This is a genomic window from Streptomyces sp. NBC_00249 (assembly GCF_026342355.1).
Lineage (GTDB): Bacteria > Actinomycetota > Actinomycetes > Streptomycetales > Streptomycetaceae > Streptomyces.
Map to the genome: position 1 here is coordinate 404559 of NZ_JAPEMV010000003.1, position 17809 is coordinate 422367.

Below are 17809 nucleotides of genomic sequence, written 5' to 3' on the forward strand. Positions count from 1 at the left end.
GTCAGGCATGACTCAGAGCGCTTGCGTCGGCGGGGACCCCGCTGCCGCCCCCGCGGGCCGCTTCGACCGCCCAGTACACCGCCTCCGGTGTCGCGGGGGAGGCGAGTTCCACACCGACCCCGCCGGGCCCGAACGCCGCGGCGGCCTGCCGCAACGCCTCGCGCACCGAGAACGCCAGCATCAGCGGAGGCTCACCCACCGCCTTCGACCCGTAGACCGCACCCTCCTCGGTGGCGTTCTCCAGCAGCCTGACGTTGAACTCCTCGGGCATCTCGGAGAAGCTCGGCAGCTTGTAGGTGCTCGCGGCCTGGGTCAGCAGCCGGCCGCGGTTCGGCCCGTCACCGGAGTCCCACCGCAGGTCCTCCAGGGTCAGCCAGCCCGCGCCCTGCACGAAACCGCCCTCGACCTGACCGATGTCGATCATCGGGGAGAGGCTGTCGCCGACATCGTGCACGATGTCCACCCGCCGGATCCGGTACGCGCCGGTGAAACCGTCCACCTCCACCTCGGTCGCGGCGGCTCCGTAGGAGAAGTACTTGAACGGGGAGCCCTGGAAGGCCTTCGCGTCCCAGTGCAGACCCTCGGTCCGGTAGAAACCCGCCGCCGACAGCTGCACCCGCTGGAAGTACGCGGTGCGCACCAGATCGTCCCAGGCCAGCTGCTTGTCGTTGCCCAGGGCCCGCGCCACGCCCTCGACGATGCGCACGTCCGAGGCGTTCGTACCCAGCTGGCCGCCGGCGACCTGGAGCAGCCGCTCGCGCAGCTGCTCGCAGGCGTTCTTCACCGCCGCGCCGTTGAGGTCCGCCCCGGCACTGGCGGCGGTGGCGGAGGTGTTGGGCACCTTGTCCGTACGCGTCGGGGCCAGCCGCACCTTGTGCAGCGGGATGCCCAGCGTGGTCGCGGCCACCTGCAGCATCTTGGTGTGCAGGCCCTGACCCATCTCGGTGCCGCCGTGGTTGATCAGGACGGAGCCGTCCTTGTAGATCAGCACCAGCGCGCCGCCCTGGTTGAAGGCGGTGAGGTTGAAGGAGATGCCGAACTTGATCCCGGTGAGCGCGAGCGCCCGCTTGGTGTGCGGGTGCGCGGCGTTGAAGGCCGCGATCTCGCGCTCGCGTCCGGCGATGCCGGCGTCGTCCTTGACCTGCTGCCAGACGGTGGAGATCCGTTCGGGGTGGGTGACCGGCTGCCCGTACGGCGTCGCCTGGCCCTGCCGGTAGAAGTTGCGCTCGCGCAGCTCCATCGGATCCAGGCCGAGCAGCGGCGCGCACCGGCCCATGATGTCCTCGATCACCAGCATGCCCTGCGGTCCGCCGAAGCCGCGGAAGGCGGTGTTGGAGACCTTGTTGGTCCTGGCGATGCGACCGGCGACGCGTGCGTTGGGGATCCAGTAGGTGTTGTCGATGTGGCACAGCGCGCGGGCCACCACCGGCTCGGACAGGTCCAGGCTCCAGCCGCCGTCCGCGGTCAAGGTGGCGTCCAGGGCCTGGATGCGGCCCTCGGCGTCGAAGCCGATCTTCCACTGGGCGTGGAAGCCGTGGCGCTTGCCGGACATGGTCAGGTCCTGGGTGCGGTTGAGCCGCAGCCGTACGGGCCGGCCGGTCAGCTTGGCGCCGAGCGCGGCGACGGCCGCGAACCCGTGCGGCTGCATCTCCTTGCCGCCGAAGCCGCCGCCCATCCGCAGGCACTGCACGGTCACCTCGTGGCTGTGCAGGCCGAGGACGTGCGCGACGATCTCCTGGGTCTCCGAGGGGTGCTGGGTGCTGCTCTGGACGAACATCTGCCCGTTCTCGTCGACGAGGGCCAGCGCCGCGTGCGTCTCGAGATAGAAGTGTTCCTGGTCGGAGAACTGGAACTCGCCGCTGAACACGTGCGCCGAGTCCTCGAAGCCGGCGTCGACGTCGCCGGCCAGCATCAGGGGCCGGGCGCCGTGGAAGCTGCCGGCCGCGATGGCGTCCTCCAGCGTGACCAGGGAGGGCTGTTCGTCGAGTTCCACCTCGACGGCCGCCGCACCGAGCCGCGCCGCCTCCAGGGTCTCGCCGAGCACCCAGGCGACCGCGTGGCCGTGGAACATGACCGTGTCGGGGAACAGCGGTTCGTCGTGCTTCATACCGGCGTCGTTGACGCCGGGTACGTCGGCACCCGTCAGCACCCGGACCACACCGGGCACCGCGAGCGCGGGCTCGGTGCGCAGCGCGGTGATCCGGCCGTGGGCCTTCATGACCTGGACCGGGTGGGCGTGCAGGACGTCCTTGGTGCGGTGGACCAGGTCGTCGGTGTACAGCGCGGCCCCGGTGACGTGCAGGTTGGCGCTCTCGTGCGGCATGGAGACCCCGACGACGGGCTTCTCGGGGCGTTCGGACAGTTGGCTCATGACGACACCGCCTCGGTGGTCTGCGCGTACAGCTTCAAAAGGCTCTGGCCGAGCATCGCGGAGCGGTAGCCGGCGCTCGCACGGTGGTCGTCCATCGGAGTGCCCTGGGCCCGCAGGACCTGGGCCGCGGCCCGGACGGTCCCGGCCGCCCACGGCTTGCCCTCCAGGGCCTCCTCGGTGGCGAGGGCGCGGATCGGGGTGGCGGCCACGCCGCCCAGGCCGATGCGCGCCTTGCGGACGATGCCGTCCTCGATGTCGAGGGCGAAGGCGACGGCCACGCTGGAGATGTCGTCGAAGCGCCGCTTGGCGATCTTGTGGAAGGCCGTGACCGGCGACAGCGGCAGCGGGACGCGCACCGCGCGGATCAGCTCGCCGGGACGGCGCACGCTCTGCCGGTAACCGGTGAAGTAGTCGGACAGGGGGACCTCCCGCTCACCGTCGGCGTCGGCGAGCACCACCGACGCCTCCAGGGCGAGCAGCACCGGCGGGCTGTCACCGATGGGGGAGCCGGTACCCAGGTTGCCGCCGAGGGTCGCACTGTTGCGGATGAGCCGCGACGCGAACTGCGGGAACAGTTCCGCCAGCAGCGGGACGCTGCCGTCGAGTCGGCGTTCGATCTCGGTGAGCGTCAGCGCCGCCCCGATCTCGACGTGGTCGGACCCGACGCGCAGCGCCCGCATTTCGGGCAGCCGGTCCACGGCGACCACACAAGGGGCCCGGCGGGAGCGGATGTTCACCTCGACGCCCCAGTCGGTGCTGCCGGCGACCACCACCGCGTCGGGCCGCTCGCGCAGCAGCCGCAGCGTCTCGGCCAGGGTGCCCGGCCGCAGGAACGCGCTGTCGTCCTGCGTGTACGCGGTGGCGGCGGGCTCGGGCGGGGACTGCTCGCGGCGCCGGGCGAGGACGTCGTCCTCGGTGGGCGAGCCGACGGCGAACGCGGCGTCGCGGATCGGGCGGTAGCCGGTGCAGCGGCACAGGTTCCCGCTCAGCGCGTGCAGATCGAAACCGTTCGGACCGTGCTCGGGGTCGGGGTCGGTGCCACCGTCCGCGCTCGTGTCCGCGTGTGCGCAGCGGTCGGGCCGGTAGTACTCGGAGGCCATGCTGCAGATGAAGCCCGGTGTGCAGTAACCGCATTGGGAGCCGCCGCGGACGGCCATCTCCTCCTGCACGGGGTGCAGCGCCGTCGGCGTGCCGGAGGCGTCGACGGTGGCGAGACCCTCGGAGGTGACGACCTCCTGGCCGTCGAGCGCCGCGACCGGCACCAGGCAGGCGTTGACCGCCACCCAGTCGGTGGGCTTGTTCACCCCCGGGCGGGCCACCAGGACCGAACAGGCGCCGCACTCACCCTCGGCGCAGCCCTCCTTGGTGCCCGTCAGACCACGCTCGCGCAGGAAATCCAGCACGGTGGTGTGGGGCGCTGCCGGTGAAATCGGTGTTTCTTTCCCGTTGACCGTGATCCGCGCCGCTACCATGGCACGTCCTCATTTCGGAGCACGGTGGATATGACTGTCCTAGTCGCCATTTCAGGAGCTTTCTCTTTCGGTCGCGCGGCTCGAAAACCCCGGAGCGGAGCGCGACAAACCGGCACACAACGGTGCGCCGCAAGCGGTGGCAGAAATGCGGAAATGCCGGGGCCCCGTGATCGGGCACACCGGAAAAGGGGCTGCTCAGCAGCCGTGTGCTACACGACCCGGAGCCCAGGCGACCTGGTGGGCGGAGTGAGGCAGCTCGGAGATGGTTGACATCCGACTTCACCCCTTTCCAGTGGCCCACGATTCGCTGCGGACGAAGTTACGTTGCCCGCCTTCATCGGTCAAGCCGTTGTGGGGCGATTCCACCAAGGGCGGCCACTTCGTGGGGCGGGATTTCGTACGCGCGACCAGTGGTGCTCGCGGACGCGGCCGCGTCGCGCGGGGCGGGGAACTGATCTAGCGTCGTAGGGGAGGGGGGAAGCCAGCCCGGCGCGTCCCGCTCCCGGGCCGCCCGGCCGATCCCGGAGGGCAGGTGCGTCCCATGCGCACATCGACCCGCTTCGCCGGTGTCCTCACCGCGCTGACCCTCGTACTCGGCGGCGCCGGCCTCGCCGCCTCCGGCGCCCGCGCCGACATCCCCGCCTGCACGGCCATGGTCGAGCAGGCGGGGGTGAGCGTCACCGACGCCGTCAGTGCCGCGTGCTACCGCGGCGTGGTCGGCGACCTGGGCGGCTGTGTGACCGCGCTGACGGAAGCCGGCGTCCCCGGCGGCTCCGCGGGCGCCGCCTGCCGGGCTGCGCCCGGCGAACCCCGCTAGGGCCTGTCACTGTTCCTGGGGCGGTTTGCCCTCCGCCGCCGACACCTCGACGAACTCGACCTGGCCCTTGCCGTTGAGGCGCAGGATCGGGACGGCCTTGTTGCGCGGGTTGCCGTTGTTCTGGAAGGAGATGAACCCGCTGGCCCCGGCGACCTGTTGGGTGCCGTCCATCTGGTGGAACATCCGGGCCACCGCGTCGCCGACGACCTGACCCTGCCAGCGGGCGGCCATCTGGATGCCGTGGGCCGCGGCGAGCACGGCGTCGTGCCCCATCAGGGCCCCGCCGTCCTCGCGGGTGTCGTGCGGGAACCACCGGTCCAGCAGCCCGCCCGGCTGGAAGTTCTTCGCGGACGGCGCGGACACCGCCTGCGGGGCCGCGCGGTACATGTCGGGGTGGGAGAGGCCGGTGTACAGCACCTCGATGCCCGTCTCGGCGGCGTGGGCGAGCTGCTCGGGGCTCAGGTTCGTCGTGTCGTCCCCGGCGAACACGGTGAACTGCTGGTCGGTGCAGCTGCGGTTGGCGAGCGCGTCGAGGAAGTGCGTGAGGTGCCGGCCCCGGCCCGCGAAGTACACGAGCTGGGGGCGCTGCTGGCACAACTGGCCCGGCATGTACCGCAGTTCGTTCTGCCAGGCGCTGCTGACGGAGGAGTCATACGTCATGCGCTCGGCGACGAGCCGGTGCTTGTCGCCCTCCTGGAAGGCCTTGGTGAACGCCGTGCCGAGGGTGGAGGCGTAGAGGTTCCCCTGCGCCACGTCCTGGATGACGATCGCGGTGGCGACACCGCGCCGCTTCAGGTAGCCGGCGCCCGCGTAGGCCTCGTCCTCGTTGGTGGGGGCGATCCGGACGAAGCCGTTGATGCCCTGGATGTTCGTGGCGGTCATGGTGGCGCCGACCATCGCGATGCCGTGTTCGGAGAGGCGCTTTATGGCCGAGAGGTTCTCGTCGGTACTGGGGCCGAGGCCGGTGACCGCGACGAGCCGGTCCGGGGAGTCCTTGCGGGCGATCAGCTCGTCGACGGTGTGCTTCCACTGCGTGGACCTGCTGCCCGGGTTGGCGATCAGCAGCCGGATCTTGGGGGTGGCGGAGAGATCGCCCTGGTTGTGCCGGAACTGGGCGAGGTAGGCGCCCTGGAGTTCGTGCCGGACGCCCTCGGCGGAGTTGCTGTCCTCGGCGGTGGTGGTGAAGGAGGTGAAGTACGCGACGCTGACGTACGGTTCCTTGTCCGCGTTGGCCAGGACCCGGCGGTTCTCCTCCTCGATCTTCGCGCTGACGGCGTCGAGGTGCGGCGCGAAGACGTAGGAGCCGTCACTCACCCCGACGCACTCGTCGGCCGGGCCCCGTTCCACGACCCCGTCGGCGCACCGGGCCTGGCGCTCCTGTAACCAGCCGACACCCACCCACAGCGCCGCGGCCAGGGCGACGGCGGCAGCGGTGGCGAGGGCGACGCGGCGCACGACGTGCAGAGGCCATTCGAGTCTGGGCACGCGCTCAGCCCTCCCAGCCGGCGGTCTGCGGATCGCGCCAATGACGGTAGCGCTCCGCCTCGTTGAACAGGGCCACGATGTCGTTCCTCCGCAGTTGGGACAGCTGCGTACAGCCGTCGGCGATGATGTCGCCCAGCCGCATGGCGGGGTCGGCGAGCGGATCGCTCCACACCCAGCGGGTGGTCACCAGGGTGTGGATCACGGACTCGGTGTCCCGCACCTGCCCGGACCGGCGCGGCACGAGCCCGCCGAGGAGCTCCAGCGGCCCTCTGTCGGCGGGCAGGCGGTTCGGCGCGGCGGTGATCGCGTCGAACTCGGAGATCCACTGCGCGGCCGGTACGGCGGTGAAACGCCGCGTCAGATGGGCGGTGACCTCATCGGTCCGACCCCGGGCGAGCTGGTGGTACATCTCCTGCACCGGCTTGCCCTCGCCCCGGTAGTACTCGGCGAGCAGCTCGTGCACCGCGTCCCACGCACCGGGGCGCGCGGCCAGCCGCCACAGCAGCAGCCGGCGCAGCCACGGATGCAGTACGGGGACGACGGCGACCGGGCCGGTCAGCAGCCAGCGGGAGCGGATCTCGCCGAACAGGGAGTCGTCGGGGCTGAGCAGCCGGGTGGCGACGGAGAAGTCCCGGGCCGCCGCGCACTCGGCGAGGGTGGCGCGCTGCGTCTCGTCGAAGTCCCGCAGGAGATGGCCGAGGGCGGTGTCGGCGAGCGAGGCGGAGTCCTCCCCGGTGCGCAGCGGCCGGTCGGGCAGGGTGCGCAGCCAGCGGTCCTGCTGGGGGCCCGAGTCCGGCGGCGGCCCGGCCTGGCGCAGGACGTCGAGAACCTGGTGGACGGCGCGCGGCAGCCCGCCGGTCAGCCGGTGCACGAAGGGGGTGAGGCGGGTCAGCGGGGCCAGGTCGCTGTTCCCGCCCAGCTGGAGCTCTATCCGGATCCGTACCTCGTCCAGGTTGAGGTCGCGCAGGCGCAGCGGGTACCACCAGGTGTCCTCGCTGTCGCGGGTCGGCCGGTGGGCGTTCCAGTCGGACAGGGACGCCCGGTCGGGGCCGCGCAGCTGCCAGGGCCAGGAGTCCCCGGTGGCCGGACCCCAGCGGGGCAGCCAGCGGTTGGAGCTGGCGACGACGGTCAGCGGGTCGCTGGTGCGGCCGGCGACGACCGTCTCGTCGTGCCGGGAACGCAGCAGCAGGTCGAGGAAGCGGCGGCCGTACTCGGTGTGGGAGTTGTCGAGGAGCAGCAGGTAGGACCGGGGCATGAAGTTGCGGGCGGTGTTGCGTCGGAGGTCCTCCAGGAACGCCGAGAACAGGACGAGGTCGAGCCGCTCCTGCTGGTTCTCGTCGCCCTCGTGGCGCCAGAGGTTGAGCTCCACGAGCGCCTCCATGGGGTCCGCGCTGCGGATCATGGGATGGCGTCCGTACCAGTGGGCCCCGGCGGTGAGCCGGCTGCCCAGCCGGCCCCCGAACAGGCCGGGCACCGTGCGTCGGCCGCGCCGCAGGGCGTCCTGGAAGAGGGCGAGCGCGGCACTGGAGGCACCTTCGGGCATACCGACCGCGCCCATGCCCACCTCGAAGAAGGCGGCCAGGTAGTCGCCGTGCCGGGCCTCGTTCTCCTCCTGGAACCGGTCCAGCTGGCGCTGCACCGCCCGACGGCCCTCCGCGAGGCTGCGCATGCGCAGCTCCTGGTCGGAGGCGAGCAGGCCGAGGCTGAGCAGCGGGAAGTGGGAGCGCCCGTAACGGGGCAGTTTGCGTTCGAGCTGGCGGGCCAGGAGCCCGAGGGCGTAGCGCGGCAGCAGGGACTGGGCCCCGCCGAAGTTGACGAAGGCGAAGGGGTAGTCGGGCCCGAAGTGCTCCATCAGCGCGCTGTGCGCCTCGCTGGCCCCGCTGCCCGCCGGCCCGAGGAGCATCGTCAGGGGGCGCTCCGCCGCCGGGTTCTCCTTCAGGCACGCGTCGACCAGCGACAGGATGCCGCTGCGGCCCCGCAGGCCCATGCCCGTACCCGGCTCCATCACGTGTGATCCCCCCCAGGACGCTTCCGAGGAGTAGAGCCTGCCATCCGCAGGCCCAGTCAGACAGGGGTTTCCCGCTGCCCGTTGCCCCGATGTGACCCCGGCACGGCTGCCGGACCGACCGGCCGGGCTCCGTCAGGGGGCGGGGGAGGGCGCGAAGACGGGGTCCGGGACGGAGCGGCGCAGCACCGGGGCGATCCGCGACTGGAAGAGCTCCAGGGAGGCCCGGTGCTGCGCGTCGGTGAGCCCGCCCGGCTCGGCCTGGAGGTGCAGGACCGTGTGCCCGAACTCCTCGTGGTAGCGGTGCACCTTCTCGATCACCTGCTGGGGACTGCCGATCAGGGCGGAACTCCGCTCGACGAAGTCCTCCAGGGTCGCGAACACCGGCTCCAGGCCCTGCGCCTGGTGGAAGGCGAGGTAGCGTGCGAACGCCGGCCGGTACGCGGCCACCGCCTGCTGCGAGGTGGGCGCCGTGTGGAAACCGGCCGTGCCCGCGCCGACCACCGCGTGCGCCGGATCGTGTCCGTAGTGCTCCCAGCGCTCGCGGTAGTGGCGGATCAGCTCGGCGTACGGGCCGATCGGGTGGGTGACGTTCGCCGAGAACAGCGGATCGCCGTAGCGCGCCGCGAGATCTACGGAGTCCCGGCTCGTGGCGCTGCCGTGCCAGACCCGCAGGTCCCGCCGGAACGGCCGGGGCAGCACCTCGGCGCCGTTCAGCGCGGGCCGGAAACGCGGCCGGGCCGTCACCTTGTCCTCGTGCCAGATCTGCCGGAACAGCTCGTAGCCCTCGGAGTTGCGCTCCCACTGGTCCTCGGGGCTCACGTCGAACAGCTCGCGCTGCGCCGTACCGTTCCCCTTGCCGATCATCAGCTCCAGGCGGCCGTCGCTGAGGTGGTCGAGCGTCGCGTAGTCCTCGTAGGCCCGCACCGGGTCCAGCAGGCTCAGGGTGGTGACGGCCGTGTACAGCCGGATACGGCGGGTCAGCGCGGCGATGTGGGAGAGCACCACGGGCGGCGACGACGACAGGAACGGCCGCTCGTGGCGCTCGCCGACCCCGAACCCGTCGAAGCCCAGCTCCTCCGCGAGCAGCGCCGCGGAGACGACCTGCCGGAACCGCTCGCGGGTGGGGGTCGGGGCTCCCGTCACCGGGTCCGGAGTGTCCGTGATCAAGGTGATGGCCAGGAACTTCACGAGGCGGCAGCCTTCCGGTCGATGGGGGGAGTGTGGGGTGCGTCCGGTGCCCGGAGGGCCATGAAGGTGGGTCTGCGGCGCACGGCGAAGCCGATGGACTCGTACAGCCGGACCGCGGCGGTGTTGTGCGCGGCCGTGTGCAGGAACGGCACGTCCCCCCGGTCCCGGATGCCCGCGGCGACGGCGCGCACCAGGCGCGTGGCCAGGCCCCGGCCCCGGTGGTCCGGGCGGGTGCACACCGCGCTGATCTCCGTCCAGCCGGGCGGGCGCAGCCGCTCCCCGGCCATCGCCACCAGCCGGCCCTGGTGGCGGATGCCGAGGTAGGTGCCCAGCTCGACCGTGCGGGGCAGGAAGGGCCCCGGTTTCGTCAGCGCGATCAGCTCCAGGACCTCGGGTACGTCGCCCGGTCCGAGCCGTACCGCCTCGGGGGCGGGTTCGGCGCGCAGCGCCACGTCGACCAGTTGGACCCCCTCGATCGCGCCGACGGTCTCCCAGCCGGCCGGCGGGGTCAGTACGCCGGAGAGCGAGACGACCCCGCCCGCGCCCGCCAGGGAGCGCAGCGCCTCCCAGGAGCGCGGGTCGGCCGGATCGGCGAGCGCGGAGAACGGCGCGACGTCCGGGGCGTAGCGGGCGGCGAAGGCGGGGCCGGCGGGGGAGGCGTGGGCCCCGGCCCGCTCGGCGAAGGCCGCGTGCGGGCCGGACAGCGAGGCCCAGGCAGGGTTGTCGAGGACGTGCGGGGTCACCGGGGCGGGGGCGGCGGTGCTCATGGGGGCGGAGCCCTCCTTCCGTGGGTCGGCCCGGGGCCTGGTACGGCCCCCGGGCTCAGGAGTTGGTCGTCGGCAGCCCGGGAGGGTCGACCTGGGAGGTGGTCACGGCCTCGTCGGACAGGTTCCAGGCGCCGAGGAGCTTCGCGTACTGGCCGTTCTGGATCAGGTGGTTGACCGCTCCCGCCACCGGCGCGGCCAGCCCGCTGTCCTTCTTCGCCGTCGCCGCGATCAGCCCCTGGAGGGTCTCGCCGGCCCCGGAGAACGAACCGGCGCTACGGGTGGGGGCGTTGCCGCTCGCCGTCTGCGTGATGTGGTAGGCGATCGCGGGGTTGGGGCCGAAGTTGAGGTCGATCTTCCTGCCGCTCAATGCCAGGTGGACGCTGTTGGCGTCCGGGAAGTACTTGACCGTGAGGTCCTTGCCCTCGGACCGGAGCTTCTGCTGCCACTCCAGGAGGATCTTCTCCTGGTTGGTGCCCGAACTGACCGCCACCGTCTTGCCGGCGAGGTTGCGGTAGTCGCCGCCGAAGTTCCAGGTGTTGTCCTTCAGAGCCTCGAAGGCCAGGTTGTCCTGCCGGTAGGACGCGAACTCGTACTTCTTCTTGCGTTCCTCGGTGACGGTGACGTTGGTGAAGGCGACGTCGACCTTGCCGCTGTCGATGCCGACGAAGAGGTTCTCCCAGGTGGAGTTCTTCACCACGGGCTTGAGCCCCAGGGTCGCGGCGACCAGGCGGCCGAGGTCCGGCTCCGCGCCCGTGAAGGTCTTCTGGTCGGTGCCGATGTAGGCGAGGGGCGGGAAACCGGCGGGCAGGGCGCCGACCCCGATGACCAGCTCACCGCGTTCGCGCACGGCCTGCGGCAGCTGCGCGCGCAGGGACTCGACGACCGGCGCGGGCAGTTCGGCCTGCTGGGCGGCCCCGTTGGAGACGGCGCCGACGGTCACGGTGTCCCGGGCGGCGCCGGTGTCCGGCGCGGAACCGGTGGCCTTCGCGTCGCCTCCGCACGCGGTGAGCGCGGAGGCGAGGGTGACGGTGGCGGCCGCCGCGCCGAGGCCGCGGACGAGTCTGGTGCGCAGGAGGGTGGACCGGTGTCGCATGGCGTTCCTTGTCGGTTCTTCGGGGGGAGAGGGGGGAAGTCAGAGGACCTTGCTGAGGAACTCCCGCGTCCGCGGGTGCTCCGGATGGTCCAGAACCCGGTCGGGCGGGCCCTGTTCGACGATGCGGCCCTCGTGGAGGAAGACGATCTCGTCGGCGACCTCGCGGGCGAAGCCGATCTCATGGGTCACGATCACGAGGGTGGTGCCCCCGGTCGCCAGGTCCTTGATCACGGACAGCACCTCGCCGACCAGTTCGGGGTCGAGCGCGGAGGTCGGTTCGTCGAAGAGGATGACCCCCGGCCGCAGGGCCAGGGCGCGGGCGATGGCCACCCGCTGCTGCTGGCCGCCCGACAGCTGCCTCGGGTAGGCGCCGGTACGGTCACCGAGCCCGACGCGCCCCAGCAACTGGCGTGCCAGTGACTGCGCCTGAGGCCGGGACAGCCTGCCGGTCGCCACCGGGGCGGCGGCGACGTTGTCCAGCAGGGTCAGGTGCGGGAAGAGGTTGAAGTTCTGGAAGACGAAGCCGATCCGGCTGCGCTGGACGAGGATCGCCGTTTCCCGCAGCTCCTTGAGCCGGTTCCCGTGACGTTCGACGCCGATCAGTTCGCCGCCGACGCTGACGTGGCCCGCCTCCGGCTTCTCCAGGTGGTTGAGGACCCGCAGCAGGGTGGACTTGCCGGAACCGGAGCGGCCCAGGATCACGGTGACCGTGCCCGGTGCGACCGTCAGACTCACCCCGTCGAGGACCCGCCGGCCGCCGTACCACTTCTGTACGCCGTGCACCTCGATGGCGGCGGCCGGCGCGGCGGCCGGCACGGGCGCGGTCATCGGGCCGTCTCCGTCCGGAAGCGGATCCGCAGGTCGCGCAGGCCCGCCCGGGCCCGCTGGAGCGGGGTGGGCGCCGCGGTGCGCAGCGCCCCGCGGGCGTAGTACCGCTCGACATAGAACTGCACGACGGACACCAGGCTGGTCAGGATCACGTACCAGACGGTCGCGACCAGCAGCAGCGGCACCACGTCGCCGGGGTAGGTGCTGGCCAGGCTCTGCACCGAGCCGAACAGGTCGAGCAGGGACACGTAGAAGACCAGCGAGGTGGCCTTGAGCAGCCCGATCAGCTGGTTGACGTACGAGGGGACGATCGAGCGGAGCGCCTGCGGGAAGACGATCCGGGCGAACTGGTACCGCCGGGGCAGGCCCAGGGCCGCGGCCGCCTCGTGCTGGCCCTGGTCGACGGAGAGCACCCCGGCCCGGACGATCTCGGCCGCGTACGCCGCCTCGCTCAGGCTCAGTCCGGCCACCGCGACGACGAGGTCGGTGGCGAGCCGGGACTCGTCGAAGGTGAAGAAGGCCGGCCCGAACGGTATCCCGACGCTGAGCGAGGGATAGAGGGCGCCGAGGTTGTACAGGAACAGCAGGACCACGATCAGCGGCACCGAGCGGAAGAGCCAGATGTACGTCCAGCTGACCGAGCGCAGCACCGGGCTGCCGGAAAGGCGGCACAGGGCGAGCAGCACACCGCCGGCCAGGCCGAGGACCGCGCTGCACGCGGCCACCTGGAGGGTGATGAGCAGCCCCTCCAGGACGACCGGCCGGACGAACCAGTACGCGAAGCGGTCCCATTGGTAGAAGGGGTTGGTGACCAGCCCGTGGGCGGCCTGCGACACCAGCACCAGTACGACGGTGCCGGCGACCCACCGCCCGGGCCGGCGGAGCGGGAGGACCCGCTCGGCCGGCCCGGGCGGCCCCGAGGAGCGGGCGGGTGCGGAGAGGAGCAGTGAATCGGTCAAGGAGAACTCCAGCGGCTTCGACGCGGCGCGGAATCGAGGAGCAGCCGTCATGCCGGACAGGAGAGGCCGCCGATATCGTTTATCTGCGGCGTAAGCTAGGCAGCGCCGAGAAGGGGTGTCAACGGCCTCGATATCGGAATGCGTGAAAGCGCGTATCCATTTCATCCGCCGTACACACAACGCCTCTTGGTGAAATGAAACGGATACCGCAATGCCCGGTCACCGGCGGCCGGGGGCGGTCGCCGCGTGCAGCCGGACGCGCAGGCCCGCCAGTCGTACGCGCAGCCGCTGCACCGGAGTGGGCGGCAGGCCCCGGGAGGTGCCGCGGGCGTAGTACCGCTCGACGTAGTACTGGCCCGCGCTCAGCACGGTGGTGACGGCGATGTACCAGAGGGTGGCCACCAGCAGCAGCGGGATGACCCGGTAGTTCTGGTTGTAGACCAGCTGCACCGAGTACAGCAGGTCGTGCACGGCCAGCACGCTGACGATGCTGGTGCCCTTGAGCGTGCCGATCAGCATGTTCCCCGCGGTCGGCACGATCGAGCGCATCGCCTGGGGCACGACGATCCGGCGCAGCGTACGGCGCCGGCTCAGCCCGAGCGCCTGCGCGGCCTCGGTCTGGCCGGGGTCCACGGAGAGGATGCCGCCGCGCACCACCTCGGCGGCGTACGCCGCCTCGTGCAGGGTCAGGCCGATGACGGCGGTGAGGGTCGGGCCCAGCAGGTTCACCGTTTTGACGGTGAACAGCTGGGGGCCGTAGGGGATGCCGAGGCCGAGCGTGGGGTACAGGGCGCCGATGTTGAACCAGAAGAGCAGCTGCACCAGCAGCGGCGTGGACCGGAAGATCCAGACGTAGCCCCAGCTCAGCGTCCGCAGCACCGGGTTGGCGGAGAGCCGCATCACCGCGAGCAGCGTGCCGAGGAGGAAGCCGAGCACCATCACCGCACCGGTCAGCCACAGCGTCAGCAGCAGCCCGTCGAGCACGGCCGAGGTGGTGAAGTAGCTCCCCACCACCGCCCATTGGAAGGCGTCGTTGCGGACGACGGACGTCAGCACCATCGCGAGGACCAGCAGCGCGACGGCGGCGGACAGCAGCCGGCCGATGCGCCGGCGCGGCACCACCGGCGGCACCTCGGCGCCGGGGGTGCGTGCGTCCGGCTGTTTCGTCACGGGGACGGCCGGCGCCCCGGCGGGAGCGGCGGTGGGGTCGGAGACGTCGGAAGGGGTGGCCATGGGGAGGCTCCAGGGAAGGGGGCGCGGGGCGTGGACGACCGTCCGGCGGCACGGGCTCCGCGTCGCGGATGCCGGTGCTGCCGGGAACCTCGTGTCGTCACGCCCGCCGCGTCCCTCAACGCGGCCGGAGGGCTTTCCGTACACGACGGCGCCGCTCCGGCGCCGATCGTATGTTCCTGCGGCCCGGCCGTGTCAACCACGTCTGTTCCGGCGTGGCATGACCATCCGTCATTCGGGCCGTTGCTTGACGAAGAGCCGTATGTACTGTTCAAGTAGTCGCATGAATGCCGATCAGCGCCTCGTTTCGCGCGGCTACATCGACTTCGGTCGCGTGTGGTCCGCCGCGTGTTGCGCCTGACGCGGCAGCGGGCTCTCTGACCGGCCCTCCCCTCCCTCGGTGACCCCGTCGCGGGCCGAGATCTCCCTTCGCACCCCCACCGGCGCCGGCGGCGACCCGTACGAGGTCACCTGCCGCGAGCCCGGCCGTGCGCTGCCGCCACCCCGATACCCCCGACGCCCCGCGTCGTCACGCCCGCATTCCTGATGTGTCCTCATGTTCCTCGGCCGCAGCGGCTGTTCAGTCATGCCCGCGTTCGCGGTCCACCGCCCGTTCCCGAAAGGCCACCCCATGCCCGTGGAATTCCTCGGCATCGCCGCCACCAACGACGGATCAGAGACCACCGCACGCTCCGGCGCCGCCTTCGACAAGGAGTACACGCTCCGGCTCGCCCGGGCGCACGAGGACCACGGCTGGGACCGGGTGCTGTTCGCCTACGGCTCCGGATCCCCGGACCCCGCACCGGCGGCCGCGTACATCGCCAGCAGACTGGAGCGCCTGAAGATCCTGCTCGCCCACCGGCCCAACGTCTCGTACCCCACCTACGCCGCCAAGACCTTCGCCACCCTCGACCGGATCAGCGACGGCCGGCTGACCGTGCACTTCATCACCGGCGGCAACGACCACGAGCAGGGCCGCGAGGGCGACACCCTCACCAAGGACGAGCGGTACGCCCGGACCCGCGAGTACATCCGGATCGTCAAGAAGATCTGGACCACCCGCGAGCCCTTCGACCACGAGGGCGAGCACTACCGCTTCCACGACTTCGTCAGCGACGTCTTCCCCGTACAGCAGCCGCGCCCGGCCGTCTCGTTCGGCGGTTCCTCGCCCGCCGCGTACGCCGCCGGGGGCGCCGAAGCCGACATCTACTGCCTGTGGGGCGAGCCGCTGGAGCAGACCGCCCTGCAGATCGAGGCCGTCAAGGAAGCCGCCGAGGCCGCGGGCCGCACCGACGTCCCGCGCATCCAGGTCGCCTTCCGCCCGATCATCGCCCCCACCGAGGAACTGGCCTGGGAGAAGGCCCACCGCACGGTGGGCGCCATCCGGCAGCGACGGCAGGCAGGTGCGGCGCGGCACCACCGCAACGGGGTCCTGGAGGCCTCGGCCCCGCAGAACACCGGCTCGCAGCGGCTGATCGCCATAGCCGAGGCGGGGGAGCGCTACGACCGGGCCCTGTGGACCCCGACCGCCGCCGCCACCGGCGGCGCGGGCAACTCCAACGCCCTGGTCGGCACCCCCGAGACGGTCGCCCAGGCCCTCCTGGACTACTACGACCTCGGCGTCGACATCCTCTCGGCCCGCGGCTACGACCTGCTGGGCGACGCCGTCGACTTCGGCCGGTACGTGATCCCGCTCGTCCGCGAGGAGGTCGCCAAGCGCGACGCCGCCCGTGACACTGCCCGCGATGCCGCCCGTACCTCCCGCCAGCCCCTCACGGCGGTGCGCGGATGACCACCACGGCGCCCGCACCCCACAGCACGCGAGCCCTCCCCGCCGTCGGGATCCGCACCCGCCTGCGCTCCGCCGCCGCGCTCGCCCTCCTGCCCCTGCTGACGCTGACCGCCTGCGGCTCCGGTGGCTCCGAGGGCGGCGCCCCGGCGGTGGCGGGCGCCCAGGTCCCTCCCGTACCCTCCGACGACCCGGTCGCCGACGTACGCACCGTCGAGTCGATCGCCGCCCTGCTCCCCGCCGAGGTCCGCAAGGCGGGCACCCTGCGCGTCGGCAGCTCCGTCGGATCCCCGCCCTCGGCGTACTACCCGAACGGCCAGGACAAGCCGCCCGCCGGCCAGGACATCGAGATCGCCGATGCGGCGGCCAAGGTCCTCGGCGTGAAACTGGAGCGGCAGGACGCCTCCTTCGAGACGATCCTCCCCGCCCTCGGCAGCGGCAAGTACGACCTCGGCACCGGAAACTTCGGCGTCACCGCCGAACGCCTGAAGACCATCGACTTCGTCACCTACGTCAACGACGGCCAGGGCTTCGCGGTCAGGACGGGCAACACGAAGCTCACCGGACAGGTCACCGACCTCACCCAGCTGTGCGGCCTGACCATCGGTACGGGGGCGGGCACGACCTTCGAGAAGACCCTCACCGCGCAACAGGGCGTGTGCGTGGCCGCCGGCAAGAAGCCGTACGAGGTCAAGGTGTTCTCCGAGACGGGGGCCGTCACCACCGCCCTCCAGCAGGGCCGGATCGACGTCGTCATGTCGACCATCAACGGCCTGCGCCACCAGGCCGCCCAGCCCGCCGCGCAGACCACCTTCCTCGGCGAGTACCGCCGCCTCGACGTCGGCTTCGCCTTCAAGAAGGGCTCCCCGCTGACCCCGGCCCTGCAGGCCGCCGTCAACGAACTGATCAAGAACGGGACCTACGCGCGGATCCTGAAGAAGTGGGGCACCACCGCCTCCGCGGTCGACACCTCGCAGATCAACCCGCCCGAGCACACGTGAGGGGCGAACCCATGAGCGAGGTCACGGCGGAGGTCGCGGCGGACGTCATGGTCGACGTCCACGGCGTCCACAAGAACTTCGGTCCCCTGGAGGTGCTGCGCGGCGTCGACCTGTCGGTCCGCGCCGGCGAGGTCACCGTGATCCTCGGCCCCTCCGGCTCGGGCAAGTCCACGCTCCTGCGCACCATCAACCACCTGGAGAAGGTCGACCGCGGCTGGATCAGCATCGACGGCGAGCTCATCGGCTACCGCGCCTCCCGCGGCAAGCTGTACGAGCTGAAGGAGAAGGAGGTCCTGGCACAGCGCACCCGCATCGGGTTCGTCTTCCAGAACTTCAACCTCTTCCCGCACCTCACGGTGCTGGACAACCTCGTCGAGGCGCCCGTGTCCGCGCTGCGCCGCCCCCGATCGCAGGCGCGGGCGTCGGCCCGCCGGCTGCTGGACCGCGTAGGTCTGGCCGACAAGGCCGACGCCTACCCGCGACAGCTGTCCGGCGGGCAGCAGCAGCGGGTGGCCATCGCCCGCGCGCTGGCCCTCGAACCCAAGGTGCTGCTCTTCGACGAGCCCACCTCGGCGCTCGACCCGGAACTGGTCGGCGAGGTCCTCGACGTCATCAAGGACCTCGCCCGCGCCGGAACCACCATGATCGTCGTGACCCACGAGATCGGCTTCGCCCGCGAGGTCGCCGACACCGTCGTGTTCATGGACGGCGGGGTGGTCGTCGAGGCCGGGCCGCCCTCGGCCGTCCTGGACGACCCGCGGCAGGCCCGCACCCGCGCCTTCCTCGCCAAGGTCCTGTGAC

General features: G+C 71.8%; 14 protein-coding genes. 4 read left to right on the top strand and 10 right to left on the bottom strand.

Going from position 1 to position 17809, the window contains the following annotated elements; all coding sequences use genetic code 11:
• Position 1: 1 nt before the first annotated feature.
• Positions 2-2371, bottom strand: a complete 2370-nt coding sequence (gene xdhB / locus OOK31_RS16060) for a xanthine dehydrogenase molybdopterin binding subunit (protein ID WP_267087898.1) — start codon at positions 2369-2371, stop codon at positions 2-4.
• Positions 2368-3843: a xanthine dehydrogenase small subunit gene (locus OOK31_RS16065; protein WP_267087899.1), complete on the bottom strand. Its 1476-nt coding sequence runs from the start codon at positions 3841-3843 to the stop codon at positions 2368-2370. The genes xdhB and OOK31_RS16065 overlap by 4 nt, the downstream gene beginning before the upstream one ends.
• 541 nt (positions 3844-4384) lie before the next feature.
• On the opposite strand from OOK31_RS16065, the gene OOK31_RS16070 reads away from it, so the two are divergent.
• The gene (locus OOK31_RS16070; RefSeq protein ID WP_267087900.1) at positions 4385-4660 is read left to right on the top strand and encodes a hypothetical protein; all 276 of its coding nucleotides are present in this window, start codon (positions 4385-4387) and stop codon (positions 4658-4660) included.
• A gap of 6 nt (positions 4661-4666) precedes the next feature.
• On the opposite strand, the gene OOK31_RS16075 is transcribed toward OOK31_RS16070, so the two are convergent.
• From OOK31_RS16075 to OOK31_RS16110, 8 genes are all read right to left on the bottom strand, one after another.
• Complete coding sequence (locus OOK31_RS16075; protein WP_267087901.1) at positions 4667-6145, bottom strand: branched-chain amino acid ABC transporter substrate-binding protein; 1479 nt, start codon at positions 6143-6145, stop codon at positions 4667-4669.
• 4 nt (positions 6146-6149) lie between these two features.
• On the bottom strand, positions 6150-8150 hold the full coding sequence (locus tag OOK31_RS16080; RefSeq protein WP_267087902.1) for a hypothetical protein: 2001 nt from the start codon (positions 8148-8150) through the stop codon (positions 6150-6152).
• A 135-nt stretch (positions 8151-8285) separates the two neighbouring features.
• Entirely contained in the window at positions 8286-9341 is a 1056-nt protein-coding gene (locus OOK31_RS16085; RefSeq protein WP_267087903.1) for an LLM class flavin-dependent oxidoreductase, read from the bottom strand.
• On the bottom strand, positions 9338-10108 hold the full coding sequence (locus OOK31_RS16090; RefSeq protein ID WP_267087904.1) for a GNAT family N-acetyltransferase: 771 nt from the start codon (positions 10106-10108) through the stop codon (positions 9338-9340). Before OOK31_RS16090 ends, OOK31_RS16085 begins: the two co-directional genes overlap by 4 nt.
• A gap of 55 nt (positions 10109-10163) precedes the next feature.
• Positions 10164-11201: a transporter substrate-binding domain-containing protein gene (locus tag OOK31_RS16095; protein ID WP_267087905.1), complete on the bottom strand. Its 1038-nt coding sequence runs from the start codon at positions 11199-11201 to the stop codon at positions 10164-10166.
• A 39-nt stretch (positions 11202-11240) separates the two neighbouring features.
• A complete protein-coding gene (locus tag OOK31_RS16100; RefSeq protein WP_267087906.1) occupies positions 11241-12029 on the bottom strand; it encodes an amino acid ABC transporter ATP-binding protein in 789 nt (262 codons plus the stop codon).
• Positions 12026-13039, bottom strand: coding sequence for an amino acid ABC transporter permease (locus tag OOK31_RS16105; RefSeq protein WP_267087907.1), 1014 nt, complete (start codon positions 13037-13039; stop codon positions 12026-12028). Before OOK31_RS16105 ends, OOK31_RS16100 begins: the two co-directional genes overlap by 4 nt.
• A 168-nt stretch (positions 13040-13207) precedes the next feature.
• Positions 13208-14221 (bottom strand): amino acid ABC transporter permease, encoded by a 1014-nt coding sequence (locus OOK31_RS16110; RefSeq protein ID WP_267087908.1) that lies wholly within the window; start codon positions 14219-14221, stop codon positions 13208-13210.
• A 628-nt stretch (positions 14222-14849) separates the two neighbouring features.
• Here OOK31_RS16110 and OOK31_RS16115 point away from each other — a divergent pair.
• From OOK31_RS16115 to OOK31_RS16125, 3 genes are read left to right on the top strand one after another with little or no spacing between them, the layout of a single operon-like run.
• Positions 14850-16010 (top strand): LLM class flavin-dependent oxidoreductase, encoded by a 1161-nt coding sequence (locus OOK31_RS16115; RefSeq protein WP_267087909.1) that lies wholly within the window; start codon positions 14850-14852, stop codon positions 16008-16010.
• Positions 16007-17008, top strand: coding sequence for an ABC transporter substrate-binding protein (locus OOK31_RS16120; protein ID WP_267087910.1), 1002 nt, complete (start codon positions 16007-16009; stop codon positions 17006-17008). The genes OOK31_RS16115 and OOK31_RS16120 overlap by 4 nt, the downstream gene beginning before the upstream one ends.
• Positions 17009-17019: 11 nt before the next feature.
• Positions 17020-17808 (top strand): amino acid ABC transporter ATP-binding protein, encoded by a 789-nt coding sequence (locus OOK31_RS16125; RefSeq protein WP_323188218.1) that lies wholly within the window; start codon positions 17020-17022, stop codon positions 17806-17808.
• The last annotated feature ends 1 nt before the right edge of the window (position 17809 follow it).